The sequence below is a fragment of the Natronosalvus halobius genome (assembly GCF_024138145.1).
Classification (GTDB): Archaea; Halobacteriota; Halobacteria; order Halobacteriales; family Natrialbaceae; genus Natronosalvus; species Natronosalvus halobius.
In genome coordinates, this window is record NZ_CP099997.1 from 1031866 (window position 1) to 1051298 (window position 19433).

General features: G+C 59.9%; 18 protein-coding genes and 1 tRNA gene. 10 read left to right on the forward strand and 9 right to left on the reverse strand.

Going from position 1 to position 19433, the window contains the following annotated elements; translation table 11 throughout:
* Positions 1–379: 379 nt before the first annotated feature.
* Positions 380–826: a response regulator gene (locus tag NGM15_RS04965; RefSeq protein WP_253436074.1), complete on the forward strand. Its 447-nt coding sequence runs from the start codon at positions 380–382 to the stop codon at positions 824–826.
* 15 nt (positions 827–841) lie between these two features.
* Here the strand turns inward: NGM15_RS04965 and NGM15_RS04970 are convergent, their stop codons facing one another.
* On the reverse strand, positions 842–2563 hold the full coding sequence (locus NGM15_RS04970; RefSeq protein WP_253436077.1) for a carbamoyltransferase family protein: 1722 nt from the start codon (positions 2561–2563) through the stop codon (positions 842–844).
* Positions 2564–2672: 109 nt separating this feature from the next.
* Between NGM15_RS04970 and NGM15_RS04975 the strand changes: the two genes are divergently transcribed.
* The 5 genes from NGM15_RS04975 to NGM15_RS04995 all read left to right on the forward strand — a co-directional run bounded on the left by NGM15_RS04975 (position 2673) and on the right by NGM15_RS04995 (position 5473).
* Positions 2673–3038 (forward strand): winged helix-turn-helix domain-containing protein, encoded by a 366-nt coding sequence (locus NGM15_RS04975; protein WP_253438245.1) that lies wholly within the window; start codon positions 2673–2675, stop codon positions 3036–3038.
* On the forward strand, positions 3035–3301 hold the full coding sequence (locus NGM15_RS04980; RefSeq protein WP_425494467.1) for a DUF7521 family protein: 267 nt from the start codon (positions 3035–3037) through the stop codon (positions 3299–3301). Before NGM15_RS04975 ends, NGM15_RS04980 begins: the two co-directional genes overlap by 4 nt.
* A gap of 702 nt (positions 3302–4003) precedes the next feature.
* On the forward strand, positions 4004–4402 hold the full coding sequence (locus NGM15_RS04985) for a type IV pilin domain-containing protein (RefSeq protein ID WP_311136465.1): 399 nt from the start codon (positions 4004–4006) through the stop codon (positions 4400–4402).
* Between the two features lie 2 nt (positions 4403–4404).
* Complete coding sequence (locus NGM15_RS04990) at positions 4405–4806, forward strand: type IV pilin domain-containing protein (protein ID WP_253436082.1); 402 nt, start codon at positions 4405–4407, stop codon at positions 4804–4806.
* 262 nt (positions 4807–5068) lie between these two features.
* Positions 5069–5473, forward strand: a complete 405-nt coding sequence (locus tag NGM15_RS04995) for a tyrosine-type recombinase/integrase (RefSeq protein WP_253436085.1) — start codon at positions 5069–5071, stop codon at positions 5471–5473.
* Positions 5474–5643: 170 nt separating this feature from the next.
* On the opposite strand, the gene NGM15_RS05000 is transcribed toward NGM15_RS04995, so the two are convergent.
* The 3 genes from NGM15_RS05000 to NGM15_RS05015 form a co-directional block, all read right to left on the reverse strand.
* A complete protein-coding gene (locus tag NGM15_RS05000; RefSeq protein WP_253436087.1) occupies positions 5644–6147 on the reverse strand; it encodes a hypothetical protein in 504 nt (167 codons plus the stop codon).
* Positions 6148–6851: 704 nt separating this feature from the next.
* Positions 6852–7026: transfer RNA gene (locus NGM15_RS05010), tRNA-Trp, on the reverse strand.
* A gap of 126 nt (positions 7027–7152) precedes the next feature.
* A complete protein-coding gene (locus tag NGM15_RS05015) occupies positions 7153–8079 on the reverse strand; it encodes a DUF5794 domain-containing protein (protein WP_253436090.1) in 927 nt (308 codons plus the stop codon).
* A gap of 561 nt (positions 8080–8640) precedes the next feature.
* Here NGM15_RS05015 and guaB point away from each other — a divergent pair.
* Both guaB and NGM15_RS05025 read left to right on the forward strand, forming a co-directional pair.
* Positions 8641–10140 carry an IMP dehydrogenase gene (gene guaB, locus NGM15_RS05020; RefSeq protein WP_253436092.1) on the forward strand — a complete coding sequence of 500 codons (1500 nt, stop codon included), beginning with the start codon at positions 8641–8643 and terminating at the stop codon, positions 10138–10140.
* Positions 10141–10384: 244 nt separating this feature from the next.
* On the forward strand, positions 10385–11902 hold the full coding sequence (locus NGM15_RS05025) for a DUF7289 family protein (RefSeq protein WP_253436095.1): 1518 nt from the start codon (positions 10385–10387) through the stop codon (positions 11900–11902).
* A gap of 30 nt (positions 11903–11932) precedes the next feature.
* Here NGM15_RS05025 and NGM15_RS05030 read toward each other — a convergent pair whose 3' ends face one another.
* The gene (locus tag NGM15_RS05030; RefSeq protein WP_253436098.1) at positions 11933–12793 is read right to left on the reverse strand and encodes an aldo/keto reductase; all 861 of its coding nucleotides are present in this window, start codon (positions 12791–12793) and stop codon (positions 11933–11935) included.
* Between the two features lie 83 nt (positions 12794–12876).
* Positions 12877–13614: a proteasome assembly chaperone family protein gene (locus NGM15_RS05035; protein WP_253436101.1), complete on the reverse strand. Its 738-nt coding sequence runs from the start codon at positions 13612–13614 to the stop codon at positions 12877–12879.
* Between the two features lie 162 nt (positions 13615–13776).
* Here NGM15_RS05035 and NGM15_RS05040 point away from each other — a divergent pair, with 162 nt between their 5' ends.
* Both NGM15_RS05040 and NGM15_RS05045 read left to right on the forward strand, forming a co-directional pair.
* Positions 13777–14691, forward strand: coding sequence for an RsmB/NOP family class I SAM-dependent RNA methyltransferase (locus NGM15_RS05040; protein WP_253436104.1), 915 nt, complete (start codon positions 13777–13779; stop codon positions 14689–14691).
* Positions 14691–15206 (forward strand): DUF7122 family protein, encoded by a 516-nt coding sequence (locus NGM15_RS05045; RefSeq protein ID WP_253436107.1) that lies wholly within the window; start codon positions 14691–14693, stop codon positions 15204–15206. Before NGM15_RS05040 ends, NGM15_RS05045 begins: the two co-directional genes overlap by 1 nt.
* Before the next feature lie 155 nt (positions 15207–15361).
* Here the strand turns inward: NGM15_RS05045 and NGM15_RS18995 are convergent, their stop codons facing one another.
* The 3 genes from NGM15_RS18995 to NGM15_RS05055 all read right to left on the reverse strand — a co-directional run bounded on the left by NGM15_RS18995 (position 15362) and on the right by NGM15_RS05055 (position 19401).
* Positions 15362–15481 (reverse strand): DUF7989 family protein, encoded by a 120-nt coding sequence (locus NGM15_RS18995; protein ID WP_484549591.1) that lies wholly within the window; start codon positions 15479–15481, stop codon positions 15362–15364.
* Between the two features lie 251 nt (positions 15482–15732).
* Positions 15733–16038 (reverse strand): HalOD1 output domain-containing protein, encoded by a 306-nt coding sequence (locus NGM15_RS05050; RefSeq protein ID WP_253436109.1) that lies wholly within the window; start codon positions 16036–16038, stop codon positions 15733–15735.
* A 105-nt stretch (positions 16039–16143) separates the two neighbouring features.
* On the reverse strand, positions 16144–19401 hold the full coding sequence (locus tag NGM15_RS05055; RefSeq protein WP_253436112.1) for a PAS domain-containing protein: 3258 nt from the start codon (positions 19399–19401) through the stop codon (positions 16144–16146).
* Positions 19402–19433: the final 32 nt, after the last annotated feature.

Here is a 19433-nt window from a genome sequence, read left to right on the forward strand (position 1 = left end):
GCAGCAACTGCGGTCCTGGATTTGAAGTAGACCAGTCGCGCGCAGCGTAACGAGCACGTCTGGTCGTGGTTCAAATCCCAGACGGTGCACTCGTCGAGCACGCGTGACGAAGCAGAAGCCTTCTGTCGGACGGCGTGACGAAGCGAACGTGACTTCCCCGTGCCTCGCAGTTTTCACACGTCGCGTACCGTGCCCGCCGTAAACGGCGAGATTCTTTCGCTGCTCGACGATAGCCAGGACACCTACCCACGACGGTAGTCGTGACCACCGCCTGGCAATTCGTGTAATCACTACGGACGAAGCGTCCGCAAGGCCATCTCGAGCACGGGCCAACAGCCTGGCCGATATACTCATTTACCCCATCTACCGACTATAGACGATGAAGGAAAGCGAACCCTCGGCCGACATTCTCCTCGTCGAGGACAATCCGGGTGACATTCGGCTCGCCACCGAGGCGTTCGCGACCGGCCACAGCGGGTGTACGCTGCACGTCACGAAAGACGGAATCGAGGCGCTCGAGTTCTGTCACCGCCGCGGTGCGTACGAGGATGCCCCGCGTCCAGACCTCGTCGTGCTCGACCTCAATATACCCCGAAAACACGGCGTGGAGGTACTCGAGGAACTCAAATCCGACCCCGACCTCAAGACGATTCCGGTGATCGTACTCACCAGTTCGGAGAGTCGCGAGGACATGCGCAAATCGTACGAACGCCACGCGAACGCCTACGTCACCAAACCGGTCGACCCCACCGAGTTCATCGAAACGATCCAGTCGCTCGAGACGTTCTGGCTCTCAGTCGTTCGATTGCCGACGTGGGAGCGGTAATCGGCGACTCGCGTTCTACGCCGACTCTTTCTCCACAACGAGGTCCTCCAGGACGAGCACGTCCAGTCCCATGCCGTAGAAGTCCTTGATCGCATGCGTCGGGGTCCTGACGATCGGCTCGGCGTGGTCGTTGAACGACGTGTTGAGGACGACGGGAACCCCCGTGATGTCGGCGAACTCAGAGATGAGCCGGTGGTATCGTGGATGCTGGTCTTCGCGTACCGTTTGCGGGCGCGTCGAATCGTCGGCAGGGTGCAAGACGGCTTCGAGGTCCTCGACCTTCTTCGGGTTGGCGTCGAACGCGTCGATCATGAACGGGGCCGGTTCCCCGTCGACCAGATACTCATCGGCGGCTGACTCGAGCATCGACGGGGCGAAGGGACGCCACTCCTCGCGGTGTTTGACGAACCGATTGACTCGGTCGCGCGAGGCTGCTGTCCGCGGATCGGCGAGGATGCTTCGGGCGCCGAGGGCCCGCGGCCCGAATTCCATGCGGCCCTGGAACCAGCCGATCAGGTCGCCATCGGCGATCCGTTCGGCGACGTAGCGCTCGAGGTCGTCGGGTTCGACGTAGGAGAGTTTGTTCGTCTCGAGAGTCGACCGGATCTGCTCGGTTTCGTACTCGGGGCCGAGGTAGACGTGTGTCTGCCGGTCGACGTTGATCGGTCGCTGGCGCGCCCAGCCAGCCCCCAGCGCGAGGCCAGCGTCGTGAGCGACGGGCTGGACGAACGTCTCTTCGACGACGGGCAACTCGCGAACGCGCTGGTTCAGCTTGCAGTTGAGCGCGACGCCGCCGGCCATGGCGACCGTTCTCGTTCCGAGGCGGTCGACGGCTGCTTCGACGATGTCGACGACGGTCTCCTCGAGCAACTTCTGGGCCGTGTGAGCGAGGTCCTTCTCCCACTGGTCGAACTCGCCGGACGTCTCGCTTCGGGGGCGGTCGAACGCCTCCTCGAGCGCTTCCACGCCGTGGCCGGTCCCCCATCGTTTCGTCAGGCTGGTCACGTCGTAGTCGACGCCCGTTTCGATCAACGTACGGAGGGTATGTTCGATTTCGGTGTTGTCCTCGCCGTACGGTGCCAGTCCCATGACCTTCCCCTCGCCGTTGAACATGCGGTAGCCGAGGTATTCCGTGATGATGGCGTAAAACAGTCCGAGGCTGTTGGGGTGTTCGTACGTCCGAGCTCGCCGGAGGCCGTCCTCGGTGGCGTGCCAGATGACCGTCGAGTCGTACTCGCCTTTCGCATCGATCGTGAGAACGACCCCCTCGTCGAACCCCGAGGGATGGAACGCGCTCGCCGCGTGGCAGCGGTGGTGGGCAATCGTCTCGACCGGCGGCAATGGCGTCCCGAAGGCCTCGAGTCGACGCTCAATCTGTCGCGTCGGCAGAAACCGGCTCCGAACCTGCGTGACGAGCGACTCCTCGAGCGCAGAAAGCGTCCGACCAACTCCGGGGGCGCGGATCGCATCGGTCACGTAGTGGGCGGTGATCTTCCTGCGGAGCGTCGGATCGTAGGGCAAGACGATACGATCGAGATCCGTGATAGTCAGGTCGCGATACTCGAGACACGCCTCGATAGCATTGGAGGGGAACGTCTCCGTGGCGTGTTTCTCTCGCGTGTAACGTTCTTCCTCGACGCCGAATACGGGGACTCCGTCCTCGAAGAGGACTGCACTGGGATCGTGCTGGCCGTACAGTCCGATCGCGGGTTTAAATGCGAGTAGATAATCCGTCATGGTGGCGACTGGTTTCGATACTCGTACCGAATCGAGAGGCACACAAAACACCCTTGGTCTTTTGCTGGACTGGAAAATCGCAGCTTATTTGCCGACGTTGAGTAACCGAATGGCTGTGAACCAGGAGGCAATAGCAGATTCATCGGATATATTTCAGGTCCTGGCAGACGACTACGCCCGTCGGATCCTCGTCGCGGCTGACGACGGGCCAATGACCGCAAAAGCGCTCAGTGACGCCTGCGACGCCTCGCTCGCGACGGTGTACCGTCGGGTCTCAAAGCTGCAGAACCACGGGCTTCTCGACGAGCGAACGTCGATCGATTCGGACGGAACACACAGACGCGAGTTCGAAACCGTCCTCGAAGGGCTCCACGTCGACCTCTCGGAAGGCGAGTTTACGCTCACCGTCGATACTTGCGATACGTTGGCGGACAACTTCACGGAACTCTGGGACGATATGCGAGTATCACAATGATTGGGCCATCGCTCGTCGCCGCCAAACTGGTCACGTTCGTCCTGGGACTGGCAGTCGCGTTGCTGGCCTACCACGGCTACCGTCGAAACGAAAGTCAGCCGATGCTGTACGTCTCGGCGGGGTTCGTGTTCATCGCCGGCGGGGCGATCTGTGAGGGTCTCATCTATCACACGTTCGGCTTCTCGATTCTTTCAGCCGGACTCATCCAGTCGGCGATCGTTTCGAGCGGACTGGTGCTCGTGCTCGTGTCGCTCGTGAAGTAGGCGGAATCCGCCACGGAAATCGGTCTGATGGACGTGTCCTGGAGGTCGAGGAGGCCGGGTACATCTATTCACGAAGTTTGGGTCCCGGCGAACACGAGTGGACCGTCGCTGCCGGCGAGGAGACCGAGACGGGTACGTTCGTCGTCGAAGCCGTCGAGGACTACGAGGACAGGAGGACGGGTTGTACGTCTCCATTCTCGACCCGGACGGTGCCGTGGGAAGGGCGATCGTCAGGGAAACGGACGACGGTCAGACACGGTATTGTTCTACTTCAATATCGACGTCATGAACTACAGCTACGAGTCTGTCGAAGGTGCGCGCGACGGTTTCGTCGGTGACAAAACCGATTCGCTCATTGTGTGAGTGACAACAGTACAGAACCGTGTAGATTCTGGTTCTGGAACTGTTATTTTGAAATCGCAAGGTGGTGGCGCTTCAAGGGGGTGCTGTAAGGGTTCTACCAGCCACTGATTATCAGCTTTGAAAACGTTCCATTGAGGTTGAGAGTCATTTATTCAGAAGTGGCCGATGTATTTATTAGGGATGGTTGAGGTTCCACTATCAGCATCTAACAGAACGATGAGAAGCTGACGGAGTGGTTGACGTGGTACATACCCCCTAACCCATCCGTCGATTGTGGGAATCATTCCCCTGTCAATAAGTCTTCCTATTGTTCACACGGTGCTGTGATTCGACATGCAAATGGAAAGCAAAATTCAAACCGAAGACGAATCGTCCAGTCGGGCGGTATCGCCAGTTATTGGTGTTATCCTGATGGTTGCGATCACCGTAATCCTGGCTGCAGTGATCGCGGCGTTTGTGCTTGACCTCGGCCAGAGCAATAGCGCAAATGTAAACGCTGGTGTAACCATTGACGGCGATGGCACATCGGAAGTTACGGTTACTCTCCAAGACAAAGGCAATGCAGACGGAGTTAAGTTCGTAAACAATAGTGGAAGCCACATACCCAGTAATCTCACTGAAACAGGGCAATCCGTTACTATAGACGGAACTTCTGGAGAATCTGGCGAGTATAGTGTAGTTGCTTACACAGACAACGGTGAAGAAACGGCGATTAATAGCTTCACAGTTACTTCCTAATTATGAGAATGGAAAGCAAAATTCAAACTGAAGACGAATCGTCCAACCGAGCGGTATCGCCGGTTATTGGAGTGATCCTTATGGTGGCTATCACGGTGATTTTGGCTGCCGTGATCGCTGCATTTGTGCTCGACCTCGGTCAGAGCAACAGTACAAATGTAAACGCTGGTGTAACCATTGACGGCGATGGCGCATCGGAAGTTACGGTTACTCTCCAAGATAAAGGTAATGCAGACGGAGTTAAGGTAGTTAATTCAACTGATGGCTCTAACGAGGGTAGTACTGAATCGGTTGGTGGTTCTATCAAGGTAAACAGTACAGGCAACTATAGCGTAGTTGCATACCAAGGTAGCTCAGGCGATCCAGACGAAGAAACAGCTATCAATAGTTTCGGAGTCCAGTAATATGGACGATCGGTAGTATATTTTCTTTCTTCAAAAGTAAAGCAGTTAGGAGATGAGCTGAGAAGTTCGTTTCCGAATATGGTCTCAAGCTAATTGATGCTGTAAAGCAACTCAGGTGGCTGTCCGAAAAGGAGTAGATCTCGGACGTGAATCGGCCCGATCGGGCCGCCTATCGCACCAAGACACTCACTATACCCGGGTTGCCGTCCGCCTTACTCGCAACCAGGACATAAATCTCCAGCAACATCGGAACTGCGACGACATGAAAGTCTGGCTCAGCCAGATCGAAGTTGCACAGCTTCTCGAGGTCGCCACCGACACCCAGCAGCAACTCGCCTATTCGTTGGGCGCACGCTGTGGGCTCCGGTCGCACGAAATTCTCGACGTCTCGCCCGAGGACGTCGTCGACACCGACGCCGGGACAGTACTCCGGGTATGGCACGGGAAAGGCAACAAGTTCCGTGAGACGCCCGTTCCGCGCGATCTGGCGACCACTATCCGAACCGTGGCCGACGTCCGCGACTCCTCGAACGAAAAACCGTTGCTCGAGATCTCGACGACGCGCTCGCTTCGGCGATGGGTCAGCAGAACCGCTCGCGAACTTCACCAGGTGACCGGCGACGACGGCTGGCTCTATCTCGGCGTGCACGACCTCCGACGGACGTGAGCGACCGCGCTAGCGAGCAACGATGTCGATCCGCTCCTGGTGATCGACTGGGCGGATGGAACGATCTCGAAACATTTCTCGAGCACTACCGCGGGACGTACTCGCCGGAAGCACAACAGCAAGAACGCAAAAAGTCGACTGGTTTAATCGAAAAGTTTGATTGGACTCCGCTATCGTCCTTTGCCACGACCGCCACCAGGTGCGACTTCGTACGTACCGCCGACCCTGATAACGTCACCAGCTTCGTTCTTCCCGTTACCCAAATCCTCGTTGAATTTGTACTCCACCTCAAATTCGTAGATTCCGGGCGATTTTGGCGGTGTCGTGTAGCGCCAGTACGTCGTCCAGCCGTCCTCTTCTTCGTCGATACCCCCGCGATATGAGTCGAAATCGTCTATGGGCTCTCCATCGATCCACGCTCGAATCTCATATTTCCCGAGAAAGTCCTCGAGTTCCGGTTTGGTCGGTGAAATCCATCCAATTCGATGGGTGATCCAGTCACCCGTCGACACCTCCTGGGGCTTTGGAGTCGGAAACGGATGGACGGATGCGCTCGAGACGTTCTCGTTCGGTGGAAGTCGTCGGCCGGACTCTGCAGCGGCCAGGCCCGAAGCGGCTATCGTACTACCGAGCGCTACCGATCCTGCGTTCACAAGGAGTTGTCTGCGACGCATAGTAGGAAATTTGACCTAATCATCTAATATATTCCGGTCGGCTAACATAACTACTGCTGAAAATACAACGCCGCTATCTCTCGCTAAAAGTCATAGTGATCGAGGAATGATTCGAGTACCAGAATCTATATCAAACAGATAGTATTTGTTAGTTGTAATGAGTGCGACAGAACGACGGCTTCGGAACCTCCTGCTAATGGCGCTCGCAATACAGTGTTCGATCTTCGGAATAGTAACCTCCGAAGTGGTACTTTTGTACCTCAGCCTGGGGATTACGACACTTGCAATTGGTAATGAGGCGTTCTGGGTGTTCGAAATTGGCAAAGCGATAGATCGGTAACACGCACCGCCGAGAAGCTGGGGCTCACCCTCCAGGCGATCAATACCGCTCAAGCAGTGAGCGCTTATTTTCACGCGGGCTCACCTCCGTGGCGACCGGGCGCGATCTCGGAATCGGGAATCGAGACATCGACATCCGCGCCGATTCCGCGGCTCAGGCGACGGGACGAATTGCACTCGCTGCAGCGTGGCCGCGGTCCCCGTCGTCACCATAAGACGCGGCGGAACTACTCGCTAATGTGGGTACCACAGTGGTCACAGGTCGACCGATCGACCGATCGACCGGCGTCCAGGATGTGGAACTTACGCAGACCACCCTCGGTCAGAAGTGTGTCGAGAAGGCTCTCCGTGACTTATATTTCGAATGGGGTCGGAGGGATTTGAACCCCCGATCGACTGATATCTCCGGTGCGCCTCGGAACTCCAGAGGGTCATCACACGGACACTGATCAGGTGCCCGATCAGTATATCAGTCTGGAGTGTCGTCCCGGGCGCGGGACCTCTGGAGTCAGTCGCCATGCCTGGCTTGGCCACGACCCCTCGAGCAATCGTTGGGTGATCCAGCCTAAAGCAGTTACGGTTCAGGTGAGAGACTGCGGCCGCAGATTCTGACCAGCGACCCGAGCGTTCGGAGTGAATCAGGCGAAATTCCAACTCGAGACCGCGTCAGAGCCAGGGGGCCCGTCCAGCGGTCGACGTCGTGTCGTCGCCTGGGTACGGATCGGCGTCGCCGTTCGAGTCGTCGACGGTCACGGTTGAGTTCGAGTCGTCCCGTTCGAGATTATCGGCCGCGTCTATCGACGCTTCCGAACTTTCGCCGCCATCAGTCTGCGTTCCGGAACTGGCCGACGGGGCGTCCGATTCGTCATCGGTGTCGGGATCCAGCGCGAACAGCGCGGCGACGACGAGCGCAGCCAGCGGCGCCTGCCCAAAGGCCATCCCCATAATCGAGAGTGGCAACAGACCGAGGGCGACGGCGCTCCCGAACCGGAACCGGTTGAGATCCATGTATTCGCGCAGGTACGGCCCGCTGGCAGCCACGGAGAGCGCGAACGCCACGCCGATCACGGCAGCCAGCGTCGCATTGGCGACCAGGTGTGGGTCGTCCATGAGCGCGAACTCCGCACCCGAGGGCTCGAGGCTGGCGACGAGTCCCAGTCCGATGATGACGCCAGGACTCGGCAGGTACTCGCCGACGGTGGCACTCGCGGTCTTGGCGGCGATGGCCAGTATGACCAGCGCGGCGAATCGCTCGAAGGTCGCCGTCTCGATCACGCTCTCGATCGCCGGCGCGAGCGCGGCCTGGATCGCTGCGAGCACGATCAACGGAATGCCGACGAGCAACACGACGCGAACCTGCTCGCGGACGGTCCCCTGCATCTCCGCGAGGATGACGGCGAGGGTCGCACTGCCACCGAAGATGAGGAGGCCAACCTGGACGGCGCTCGCCGGCGTCTCGAGGGCGCCGGCCAGGATCAGGGCGACGAAGATGCCGTCGACTAGCGGGAGGGCCATCACCAGGGCGAGGAGTCTGGCGTCACCGCCGACTAATCGTTCGAGACGGAGGGCGACGGGGTGTTGTGACGTACTCATCGATTACGAACGATGGCCGTGACCCGAGGCCTGGGGATGGGGGTAACGAGGTGAACGGTCCCGCAGCGACTGCTGGAGCGGAAGCCAGTCCATCGACGTCGACATCGACGTCGACGAGGAGCGTTTCCGTCCAAGCCGAAGACCTCGTGCTGTGAGTGGGCAATTCCCAAAGAAAATCGCGGCTACGGAGTCGAACGTCGTCCGGCCGGCGAGTCGGGAATCGCGGAAGTTCACAGCGTGCATACTCGAATCGAGTGGACCTGTATTATTAAACGTTGTGTGAGATTGCTGAACACGAACCGTGAAATCGTAACCGAAACACGAGTAACACTAGAGAATATCTCCTGTCGTAGCCGATTAGACGAGAGTTTTCAACACTGGGCGACATCGATCAGCAAAAGTTGCCCGCCAGGGAGTGAGACCGTGAATTGTGGTAGTACCGGTGGCAGTAACAGTGCTAGTGTCGGAACCCCATCGCGTCAAACATCGAGAATGGCGTCGAGTACCACACGCTCGAGGGAGTCTCGGAACGCTTTTTACCGACGGTTCCGGACAGTTTACATGGCGAACGACGTTCCCGAGCACGAGCCGTATTCTGCGAAATTGCGCGTACCGGAAGCGTTGACGTTCGACGACGTCTTGCTCCGGCCAAAGGAGAGTCGTGTCGAGCCCGACGAGGCGGACCTGTCCTCGCGAGTGTCTCGAAACGTCGAGGTCTCGGTCCCGATTCTCTCGGCGGCGATGGACACTGTCACCGAGAGCGAGATGGCAGTCGCGATGGCCCGTCACGGCGCACTCGGCGTCCTCCACCGGAACATGAATATCGATGAGATGGTCGAATCGATTAGTAGTGTCAAGCGCGCGGACGAACTCATCATCCCCTTCGACGACGTCGTGACGGCCGACCCGGAGATGACGGTCCGCGAGGTCGACGAGATGATGGTCCGCGAGGGCGTCGGCGGGGCACCCGTCGTCAATACGAACGGCGAGGTGCTGGGCATCATCTCGAGTACGGACATCCGCCCGCACCTCGAGGTAGGAGAGAACGACCCGGTGACGGAGGCGATGACCGACGAGGTCATCACGGCGCCCCAGGACATCGACGCGCGCGACGCGTTCGACCTGATGTACGAGCACAAGATCGAGCGCGTCCCCGTCGTCGACGACGAGAACTTGCTGGTCGGCCTGGTCACGATGCAGGGCATCTTGCAGCGACGGGAGTACAAACAGGCCGCTCGAGACGAAACCGGCCGCCTGCGGTGTGGCGTCGCCGTCGGTCCGTTCGAAACTGATCGCGCGGTCGCGGCCGACGAGGCGGGGGTGGACGTGCTCTTCATCGACTGCGCCCACGCGCACAACCTGAACGTCATCGACGGAGCGCGCGAGATCAAAGAATCCGTCGACGCGGACGTCGTCGTCGGGAACGTCGGGACGCGAGAGGCCGCGGAGGACCTGGTGGACTTCGCCGACGGCATCAAGGTCGGCATCGGCCCGGGATCGATCTGCACGACGCGGGTCGTCTCCGGCGCTGGTATGCCCCAGATCACGGCGGTCGCGCAGGTCGCGGACGTGGCGAGCCAGCACGACATTCCGGTGATCGCTGATGGCGGAATTCGCTACTCCGGCGACGCCATCAAGTCGATCGCCGCCGGTGCCGACGCCGTGATGCTCGGTTCGTACTTTGCGGGCACTGACGAGGCTCCTGGACGCGTCGTGACGATGAACGGCAAGCGCTACAAGCAGTATCGAGGAATGGGATCTGTCGGGGCGATGAAATCGGGTGACGGCGACCGATACCTCAAGGATGATCCGGAGGACGACGAGGAGTACGTGCCGGAGGGTGTCGAGGCGGCGACGCCGTACAAGGGCACGCTCCAGTCGGAGCTCCACCAGCTCGCGGGCGGAATGCAGTCGGGAATGGGGTACGTCGGTGCGGAGACGGTCCCCGAATTCAAGGAGCGAGCGGAGTTCGTTCGTGTCTCCTCGGCTGGCCAGGCCGAGGGGCACGCCCACGACGTGGTGATTACGGACGAAGCGCCGAACTACTCGCCGAGCGAATAATCCGCCTCGGGAGACCGCTATTAGGGGAGTGTCTGCTCAACATTGCTGATGGGGTGAAAACACGTCGAGAGAAATTTTGGCCAGGTCGACACAAGACGATACTCGACCGAGTTGGGTAGTGCGCCCCGATTGAGGGAATACGGCTGAATAGTACCGTGCTTTCTCGCTCGTGTATTGGACGTTAGCATCCTCATTGGCCAATAGCTAGATATGCTAGAAAGACAAACGGAACCCAAGAACATTCATGGGACGGGGACAGGCGAGTATTATTGGGGTTGTGCTCTTGATGGGTTTTGTCATCATTTCAGCGACGGCAGTTGCCGTTATGGGGTCGTCTGCCCTCGCCGTTGTACAGGATCAATCGAACTCAGAACACAGAATCAATGAAATGCAGTCGCTCTCACAGGAGATGAGAACGGCCTCTATGTCAAATGACGGGACGTTGGCGACGGACGTCGGTGAATTCGAGTTCGAATCGGGAGGAAATATTCAGGTTCTCGTAGACGGGGAGGTCGTTGCAAATCACGACATGAACCGCATCGTGAACGGCAACCTGGTTTACGAAGGCGGATTACTCATCGATGGCGAGCGAGTGGTAGACTCTCCAGAAATGGATTCACAGGATGGAGTATATCGACTTACGATGCCTGTCGTTTCTGGGGATTCACTGAACGAAGAGTTGCGACACAAAACGACGCGGTCGGTTCCAATTACTGACTCGACTGCCAACGTAACTATCGTAATCGAGAGCGAATACTACGAGCACTGGGAAACTCTGTTTGAAGATGCTGACGATATCGAAACAATTCCGGAAGACAATACCCTCAAAGTTATGTTCCCTGGTGGAAAAGCACCTGAACCGAAAACCGTCGAGAACGCGCTCTCGCTCGGATTGGCCAACCAGCAAAACGTCGGATTGAACGATATACCGGGGCTGACTGCGGATAGTTACAATTCTGAGGTCGGATCATACGATCCTGCCAATCCTAACCGGAACGCGAAGGTTGCTGCCCATGACGACCTAGACGACAACATGGGAGCAGGATCTCAGGGGATCCTCATCAGGGGTGACTTTGTCACATCAGGAAATGTGAAGAAGAATATGCGTAACGGATCTCACAAAAACTTCGAGGCTGATAACGTCTATTGGGACAACGACAGTATCGAAAAAGGGATTCCAACGTCAGAGTTACTGGATAATCCGTCTGACTACTCGGACGAACAATTGTACGTGACTGGCGATCTCGAGGGAGGCAAGTACTACAAGAAGGGACTTCTCGTTACCTCCAACGAAATTACCGTAACCGATAGCTCGACGCTGTACGTTGACGGTGATCTGGAACTGTCCTCTTCGGACATTATCGTTGAATCCGGAAACGAACTTGAGGTTCACGTAGATGGTGACCTCGTGCTAGACGATTCATCCGTAATCAATCAGGACGCGCATAATTCGTTGGATATCTCCTTTTATGTATCCGGAGACGTGCAAATAGAACCTCAGGAAAATTCGCGATCCGAGTTAACTGGGTTACTCCACGCATCGGAGGGAACGCTGCACATGAACGACGAGGTCGAAATCTACGGGGCACTGGCTATCGACGACATCGTTACGGATAACCACAACAAGGATCACCTGCTGATTCACTACGACGAAAATCTCGAGAATAAGGTATTAAAACAAGTCTCGGAGACTGAAATGGAGGAAGCAAGCCGAGACACGAAATTCATCGAAATCAGGTTCTCTGAGTTCGATTCTGAGTAACGCCGAAGATTCGTGGTTGTATAATCGAGATCAATTCCAGGGAGCCATATCCGGATCCACCTCTCGATGCACTTCCTCGATCCCGTCGATTCTCTCGAGATCCTCACTGTCCAACTCTACGCCTAGCGACGCCCAGTTGTCCGAGATATGATCCTGGCCGGTCGCTTTCGGAATCGCGGTGACGCCTTTCTCGCGGAGCCAGGCGAGACTAACCTGGGCCTCGCTGACGTCGTGTTTTTCCGCCACGGACTGTATCTCGGGTACGTCGAAGACCTCGCCTCGAGCCAGCGGCGAGTAGGCGACGAGTTCGACGTCCTGGTCGGCACACACCGACCGAAGCTCTTCCTGGGGAAGCAGCGGGTGACACTCGACCTGGTTCGCGAAGAGAGGTGCATCCAGGAGGTCGATCGCCTCCTGGAGGTGGCGAGGCTCGAAGTTGCTGACGCCGACGTTGCGGATCAGGCCGTCGTCGTAGAGTTCGTCGAACGCGGCCAGCGTCTCCTCGGCGTCGTAGGTGTTGATCGGCCAGTGGACGTACAGCAGGTCGACGGCGTCGACGCCGAGTTTCGCCAGGCTCTCCTCGGTTGTCTCGAGGACGTCGTCGTGGGCAAGGTTTGAGGTAGCCACCTTCGTCGCCAGGAAGACGTCCTCGCGGTCGATGTCGGCGTCGGCGTCGGCGTTGGCAGTAGCGTCGGCAATTCCCTGCCCGACGTACTCCTCGTTGTCGTAACCTTGCGCGGTATCGACGTGACGGTACCCCATCTCGAGCGCGGTTCGAACGGAGTCCGCACACTGGCTCGGATCGGTGTTCTGCCAGGTGCCGAGGCCGAGCATCGGCATGCCGTTCGCGGCCGGACAGTCCCCACTGGTGGGTTCGGAACTGGAATCCATACTCGAGCGCTAGCGGACGAGTCGAAAAGGCGTTGGGTTTGCGGGTGCCACCTCTCGTGACGGGGCGGGCGTGGAGGCGTCGGTTACTGATACATCCGCAACGGCTGGGCCTGCGTGCTCTCGGCGGATTCGACCTCGCGCATCCGTTCGGCGAACGCCTGGCGCTGTTCCTGGATCTCCCCCGCTCGATCGATCAACGCCTCGACGTCGAGTTCGACATCGGCGATGGGACAGATGCCGTCCTCCAGGAGGATGCTCGCCGCTTCGGGATCGGGGAACTGCGGGCTGCACTCGACGACGAGGCCGAACGAATCGGTCCCGAGTTCGGCCGCCCGGTTGAGCAGGGCGCCGGTCGGACCGCTGATGACGCCGTCCTCTGTCGGGCTATCGATGCCGTAGGTGTCGACGGCGTTGGCGTCGCCGGTCGTGACGCCGAATAGTTTGGGCGGGTCGTCACGCTGGGAGGGCAGGCCGCTGAGGTACACCGGCGTCGCGTCGTGGTCGACCGCCCAGCTTGTCAGACAGCCGGCGACCGACTCGAGCGCCTGCGTGCTGATGGGAACGTCGCTCTGGAGCGCGATGACGTCCTCGGCCTCGCTGACGTAGAGTCGGACGGGCGGCTGGATGGTCGTTGATCCGCCGCGGTAGATCCCGATTCGCGGGAGTCCGTCGCAGTGAACGCTCGCGTAGTAGCGCATGTCGAGCTGGTCGATCAGGTGGTCGGTTGCGATTTTCCCGACGAGACCGATGCCGGGAAACCCTTCGACGAGCACTGGGTCCTCGAGTTCGGCTTCCGGCCCCTGTCTACGGATCTCTGACATAGGCGAGGTGACATCGTCTGGCGACTTAAAACCGGCCACGGCAGGCGCCCGCGGCTCTCGGCCCCGTGGCATCGATCTCCCTGGCGCCGGCCCCGTGGTGTCGACCCCATGGCGCCGACCGCTTCGAAACCCACAAACGAAGCGCCCTCGAATCTCGTCCCAATGGAGCCACTCGAGCGGTACCGGCCGATCGTCGACGACTTCGAGGCGTTTCAGGCAGCCTGCGGACGGCCGCTCGGAATCGCCGTCCGGGTGAACACGATCAAGGCCTCCGTGGAGCGAGCGATAGCGACCCTCGAGCACGACGACATCGAGTACGAACAGGCCGCGTGGAATCCGCGGGTACTCCGCCTCGAGACCGACTCGCCAGGGTCGACGTGGGCCTCGTTTCACGGGTTCGTCCACACCCAGGAGGAGGTCTCCGCGGTGCCGCCCGTCGTCCTGGACCCCGACCCAGGCGAGACCGTGTTCGACGCCTGCGCGGCCCCCGGCGGCAAGGCGACCCAGCTGGCCGCGCTGATGGACGACCGGGGCACAGTCGTCGCCAACGACAGCAACCTCGGTCGCCTCTCAGCGCTTCGATTCAATGCCGAGCGTCTCGGCGCGACATCGCTGGCGGTCACCCACCAGGACGCGCGAAATTTTTCGTTCGCGCCGCTGGCCGTCGACCAGTTCGATCACGCACTCGTCGACGCCCCCTGTTCGTGTGAGGGGACGATTCGCAAGAACCCGACGACGCTCGAGGAGTGGTCCGAGGACCACGTCCACTCGGTGGCGGGCATTCAGAAGGGTATTCTCCGGCGAGCGGTGCAGGCGACCCAGCCGGGCGGCACCGTGGTCTACTCGACGTGTACGTTCGCGCCGGAGGAGAACGAAGCGGTCGTTCAGCACGTCCTGGATGCCGAGGACTGTCGCGTCGTCGACGTGGATCTCGACCCTGACCTCGAGTATGCCCCCGGCGTCACCGAGTGGAACGACGAGACCTACGACCCGAGCCTCGAACGGGCGATCCGCATCTATCCGCACCACAACGACACCGGCGGCTTTTTCGTCGCGAAACTGGAGGTGGGCGCCTGATGGCCGACGACCTCGAGATGAACGTCGGTCAGCAGTTCGATCGGCTCCCGGCGACGGACGCCGACCGAACTGTCGAGGGCCGGGCCTCGCGCGAAGCGGTGCTCGAGTACTTCGGGGACCGCTTTGGCATCCCGCCAGAGACGTTCGAGGAACACACGTTCTGGGAGAAAGGGGCCGGGAAAATCTGGATCTATAGCGGGGAGAGCCCGTCACCGGCCGAAATCGAGGCCCTCGGGATGACCTGCCTGCGAACGCGACAGGACCACTGGAAGCCGACGACGGATTTCGTCCAGCGGTTCGGACGGCACGCCACTCGGTGTGTCGTCGACCTCTCGGATGCGGAAGCGACCCGGTTCGCCGACGGCGAAGACCAGTCCCTCGAGTGGGACGGCGACTGGGGCTATCTAATCGCCGCACACGACGTCGACGGCGACCGCGAGCCAATCGGTGTCGGCCTCTACCTGCACGACGAGCTCAGGTCGATGATTCCGAAGGGAAGACGGCGGTCGCTCTGAAGGTAGTAGGTAGTAGGCAGTAGGTAGTAGGCAGTAGGCAGTAGGCAGTAGGCAGTAGGCAGTAGGCAGTAGGCAGTAGGCAGTAGGCAGTAGGCAGTAGGTAGTAATCTCGCTCGCGAAGCGAGAACTGATCCAGGACAGCGACTAGACGCTAGTTACTCGTCCGATTCGTCGTCGTCTCGTCCGCGGTGCCAGACGTTCGTGACGGAGTGTCCTGCTGGCGGGGTGTGGCTAACGTTTTTCATCGTCTCGGATTCGGGGGTCTTCGATGACATGGACAGACGTAGCGAGACGTCCTATAAAGACGTTGCCTATGGGGAATGAATACAATATAGTGTGTTAATATCACACTATATTTTTGGGTGTGGGCGGCTACTCGCTACTCGCTACTCGCTACTCGCTGCTCGTTTCTCGTCACTTGCTACCCCTCGTTGTTCGTAATGAGCTATTCATTACTCGTCACTCGCACTCCGACAGCGACGCCGTCGCTACTTTCGTCTAGATAGCTCGAGAAATACAGAACCGATCAGTTATCGAGTGGCTCGACGTTGATTTCGCCGCCAGCGGAGACAGTCACGAGACACTCGTTGTAGGCAAACGAGACCGTGCCGTCGGATCGAAGGCCCTCCGCGCGCGGCTCGAAGAGGCGCTCGAGCGCGTCGGCGTCGATAGCATAGTGAAGCGGGTCGAGTTCCGTAACGTCGAGTCCGGTAAACGTTGCTACAGCGTCGGCGACGGTGACGCTCAGCGGTTCGTCGTCGAGTCGGTCGAATTGAACCGAGTACGATTCAGTCGTTCCAGAACGAATTTGTGGCGAAGATGTTTCAGTCATCGTGTATTCAACCCCCCTAGAGATGGGAAGACAGTCGACCGTTTGTAGGTCTGGGCAAAGAGTCTGGCTGTTAACCCTATAATGTGGTCGAAGAATGGGGGTTAATCAGTTAACCCTGCTCCACTCGTGATCGAAGACGGCGGTGAAGAGCTTTCGTTCGACCGATCGTACGTGGTTGTGGAAGGCCGGTGACGAGATGCCGAGCGACCCAGCGAGTTCCTCGCCCGTGGTCTCTCGCGGCCACTCGAAGAAGCCGCCGTGATAGGCGGTCTGAACGACTTCTCGCTGGCGATCGGTCAACAACGACAGGAACTGATCGCGCTCGCGCGTCCTCGGGTCCCCCGCCAACCGTTCGTTCTCGCCCGACCGCTCCCGACGGGCGACCATCGACGCCGAGAGCCCTCGTCGGTTCATCTCCGCGAGAACTTCTCGGACGGCGACGGAGTTCGGTATCTCCAGCGTCGTTCGCGTTCCCGTGTCGGGGTGAGCCGTAAACGATCGAAGCAAGCCGCCGTGGCCGTCGACGATGGCGGCAAGGAACGGTTCCGTCAGTTCGAGCTGGATCACTGTTCGGTCGTCGGTTCGACTGATGACGGTCCCGTCGGTGACCGTCTCGATCGAGTCCAGGACGTCGGGTTCGACGTCGCTATCGACGTTCGCGAAGACGGTCGATGTGCCGTCTTCCTGTTGAATAATCCCCTCGAGTTCGACGCGGGCGTTCGCGACGCGGGAGAGAGCTGTCAGCGGCGTCTCGGTCGTCACCTCGAGTTCGACTTCGGTAGTTGCACCGCCCAGGAGCGCCTGTTTTCGCTGAACGGCGTTGATCGCGTAGGCGACGGTCTCGCCGAGGTCGTCCAGGACGGACCGGATGGGTTCGTCGAAGCCCGTTCGATCCGTACTGTAGAGTGTCAAGATGCCGTACAGGAAGTCGTCGTAGACGAGTGCCACGGCGTAGACGCTCTGGAAGTCCCGCGAGAGGGCTTCGGTTCGCCAGGCGCCGTGACGGAGGTCCTGGGCGACGTTGTCGACGTTCGTCGGTTCGAGCGTGCGAGCGGTTCGACCAGCCGGTTCGGCGGCCGGGTCGTCGACGGCCGTCACCGTCACCGACTCGAGATAACCGCGGCCGTATCCGGCTTCATGGCGCGCCAGTATCTCGTTGCCGCCGGGGTCTGGTTCGCCGATCCAGACGTACGAACAGTCCTCGAGGTCCGTGAGCCGGTCGCAGAGCCCGGTCTCGATTTCGTCCCTCGAACTCGCGCGCAGCAGGAGTGACTCGATCTCTTCGCGGAGGGAACTCGCCTCGTTCAGGCGCTCGAGATGCTCGTTCTGGCGTTTGAGCTCCTGTTCGCGTTCGTGGAGTCGCTGGGTTCGACTGATCCGATCGAGGGCGGCTTCGGCGGTCGCGCCGAACACCTGCGCGAGGTCGACCGTCTCGTCGGTGAACTGGCCCTCATCGGTCGACAGCGTTGCCAGCACGCCGTGTTCACCGAGTGGGACGAAGAGTCCGCTTCTGACGGCGGTATCGTCGTCGAAGACGTGTGGCGACGTTCGAATGTCGTCGAAGACCTTCGTTTCGCCGTCGACGAACGTCTGCCAGGAGATGCTGTCGTCGGGCCCGAACCGGGGCGGCAAGCCGATATCGGTCAGGAGGTCCGTCGTGTACGCGGCCGGAACGAGTTCGTTCTCTCGGTCGTCGAACCGGAACACGACGACGTTTTCCAGGTTCAGTACGTCGGTGGCGACGTCGACGATGTACTCACAGGCGGTCTGTTTCGATTCGACCGTCAGCAGGTGTTGGGTCGCTTCGTACAGCGTGTTGAGCGTCTCGTCGTACTGCCGTCGCTCGGTGACGTCGACGCCGATTCCGATGATCCGTTCGACCGTTCCACCGGTGACCACCGGCCGGTACCATGTCTCGAAGATTCGACCTTTGATCCGCTGGAAGCTGTGGACCGATTCACCGCCGAGCGCTCGGTTGACGTCGCCGACGACCGGTGGGTGCTCCGCGTACACGTCGTATATCGACTGGCCGACGACCGACCCGGGATCGAGTCCGATTCGCTCGAGGCCACGTCCCTCCGAGAGGGTGAACGTTCCGTCATCGTCGATGACGAACAGGATGACGGGGACGTTTTCGACCAGTACCTGGAGCCGTTCGGACCGCTCGACGAGCGCGCGTTCACGCCGGACTCGTCTCGACACGTCTCTGAAGTAAATCGACAGCCCCGTCGGTGACGGGTACATCCGGGCTTCGATCCACCGATCGAACGGTTCGTAGTAGCTCTCGATCGTTCGCGCTTCCTGTGATTGCAGGGCCGCAATCGCCTCTCGCTGGAAGTCGCCGCCTTCGGCCTCTGGAAAGACATCGACGAACGACTCCCCCAGGATCGCCTCTTTCGACGTCTCGAGGAGCTCTTCGGCTCTCTCGTTGAGGTACGTGAAGTTCCCGTTCGTATCGAGGGAAAAGAACGCGTCGGTGACGCGGTCGAACGACTCGCTCAACTCACGTTCGACCCGCCGGTAGGCCGTAATGTCGCGCGTCGAAACGACGACACCGTCCACGGCCGAGTCCTCGAGCCGATTCGTGAGGACCGCCTCGTGAACGCGCCAGGTTTCGTCGGCGTGTCGATACCGGTACTCACACGTTTTCGACGTACCGGCGTCTGCCTCGCGAACGGCCTCGAACGCCCGGTAGAACGAATCGCGGTCGTCGTAGTGAATCCGTTCGTCGAGGGGGTGGTCGACGAGTGCATCGGGGTCGACACCGACGATGTGAGGCGTGGACGGCCCGGCGAAGGTTACTCGCCCGCCGTCGTCCAGGACCAGGAATAGTGACTGGGACTTTTCGATCAACGTCTGGCACCAGGTGTCCACTTCCGCTGCGGCCGCCGTCGCTCGCTGACGCTCGAGAACGGTCGCGAGCCGTCGTCGGAGCAGACCGGGATGGTTTGCCGTCGTGACGTCGACGACGTCGATCGCACCGGCGTCGAGGGCGGACTCGAGGTGTGCTGCCAGCGGGTCGCCGTCGTGGTTTCGACTGGAATCAGAGACGGTCGATCGATCGGCTGGCGGACCGACGACCACGGGCACGTCCTCGAGTGCTGCGGAGGCGGCCGAAACAGTACCCACGTCGTCGGTGAGTACGCAGTCGACTACCTCGAGCGACTCGAGTTCTGGCGGCCGCTCTTCGACGGCCGAAACCGGGCCGTAGACGGTAACGGAGGGATTGGCTCGCTGGCTCCCGTCTTCGCTCGACTGCGACCGCTTGGCCGCCGTTTCGGCGGGGCTAGCGAGCGCCTCGATCCAGGACGCAGAACCGACTGCCAGGACGGTTCCCGACGCCGCTTCCATCGCGTGACGCATAGACTCAATTGCGCGTAGATCACCAAAAGGGC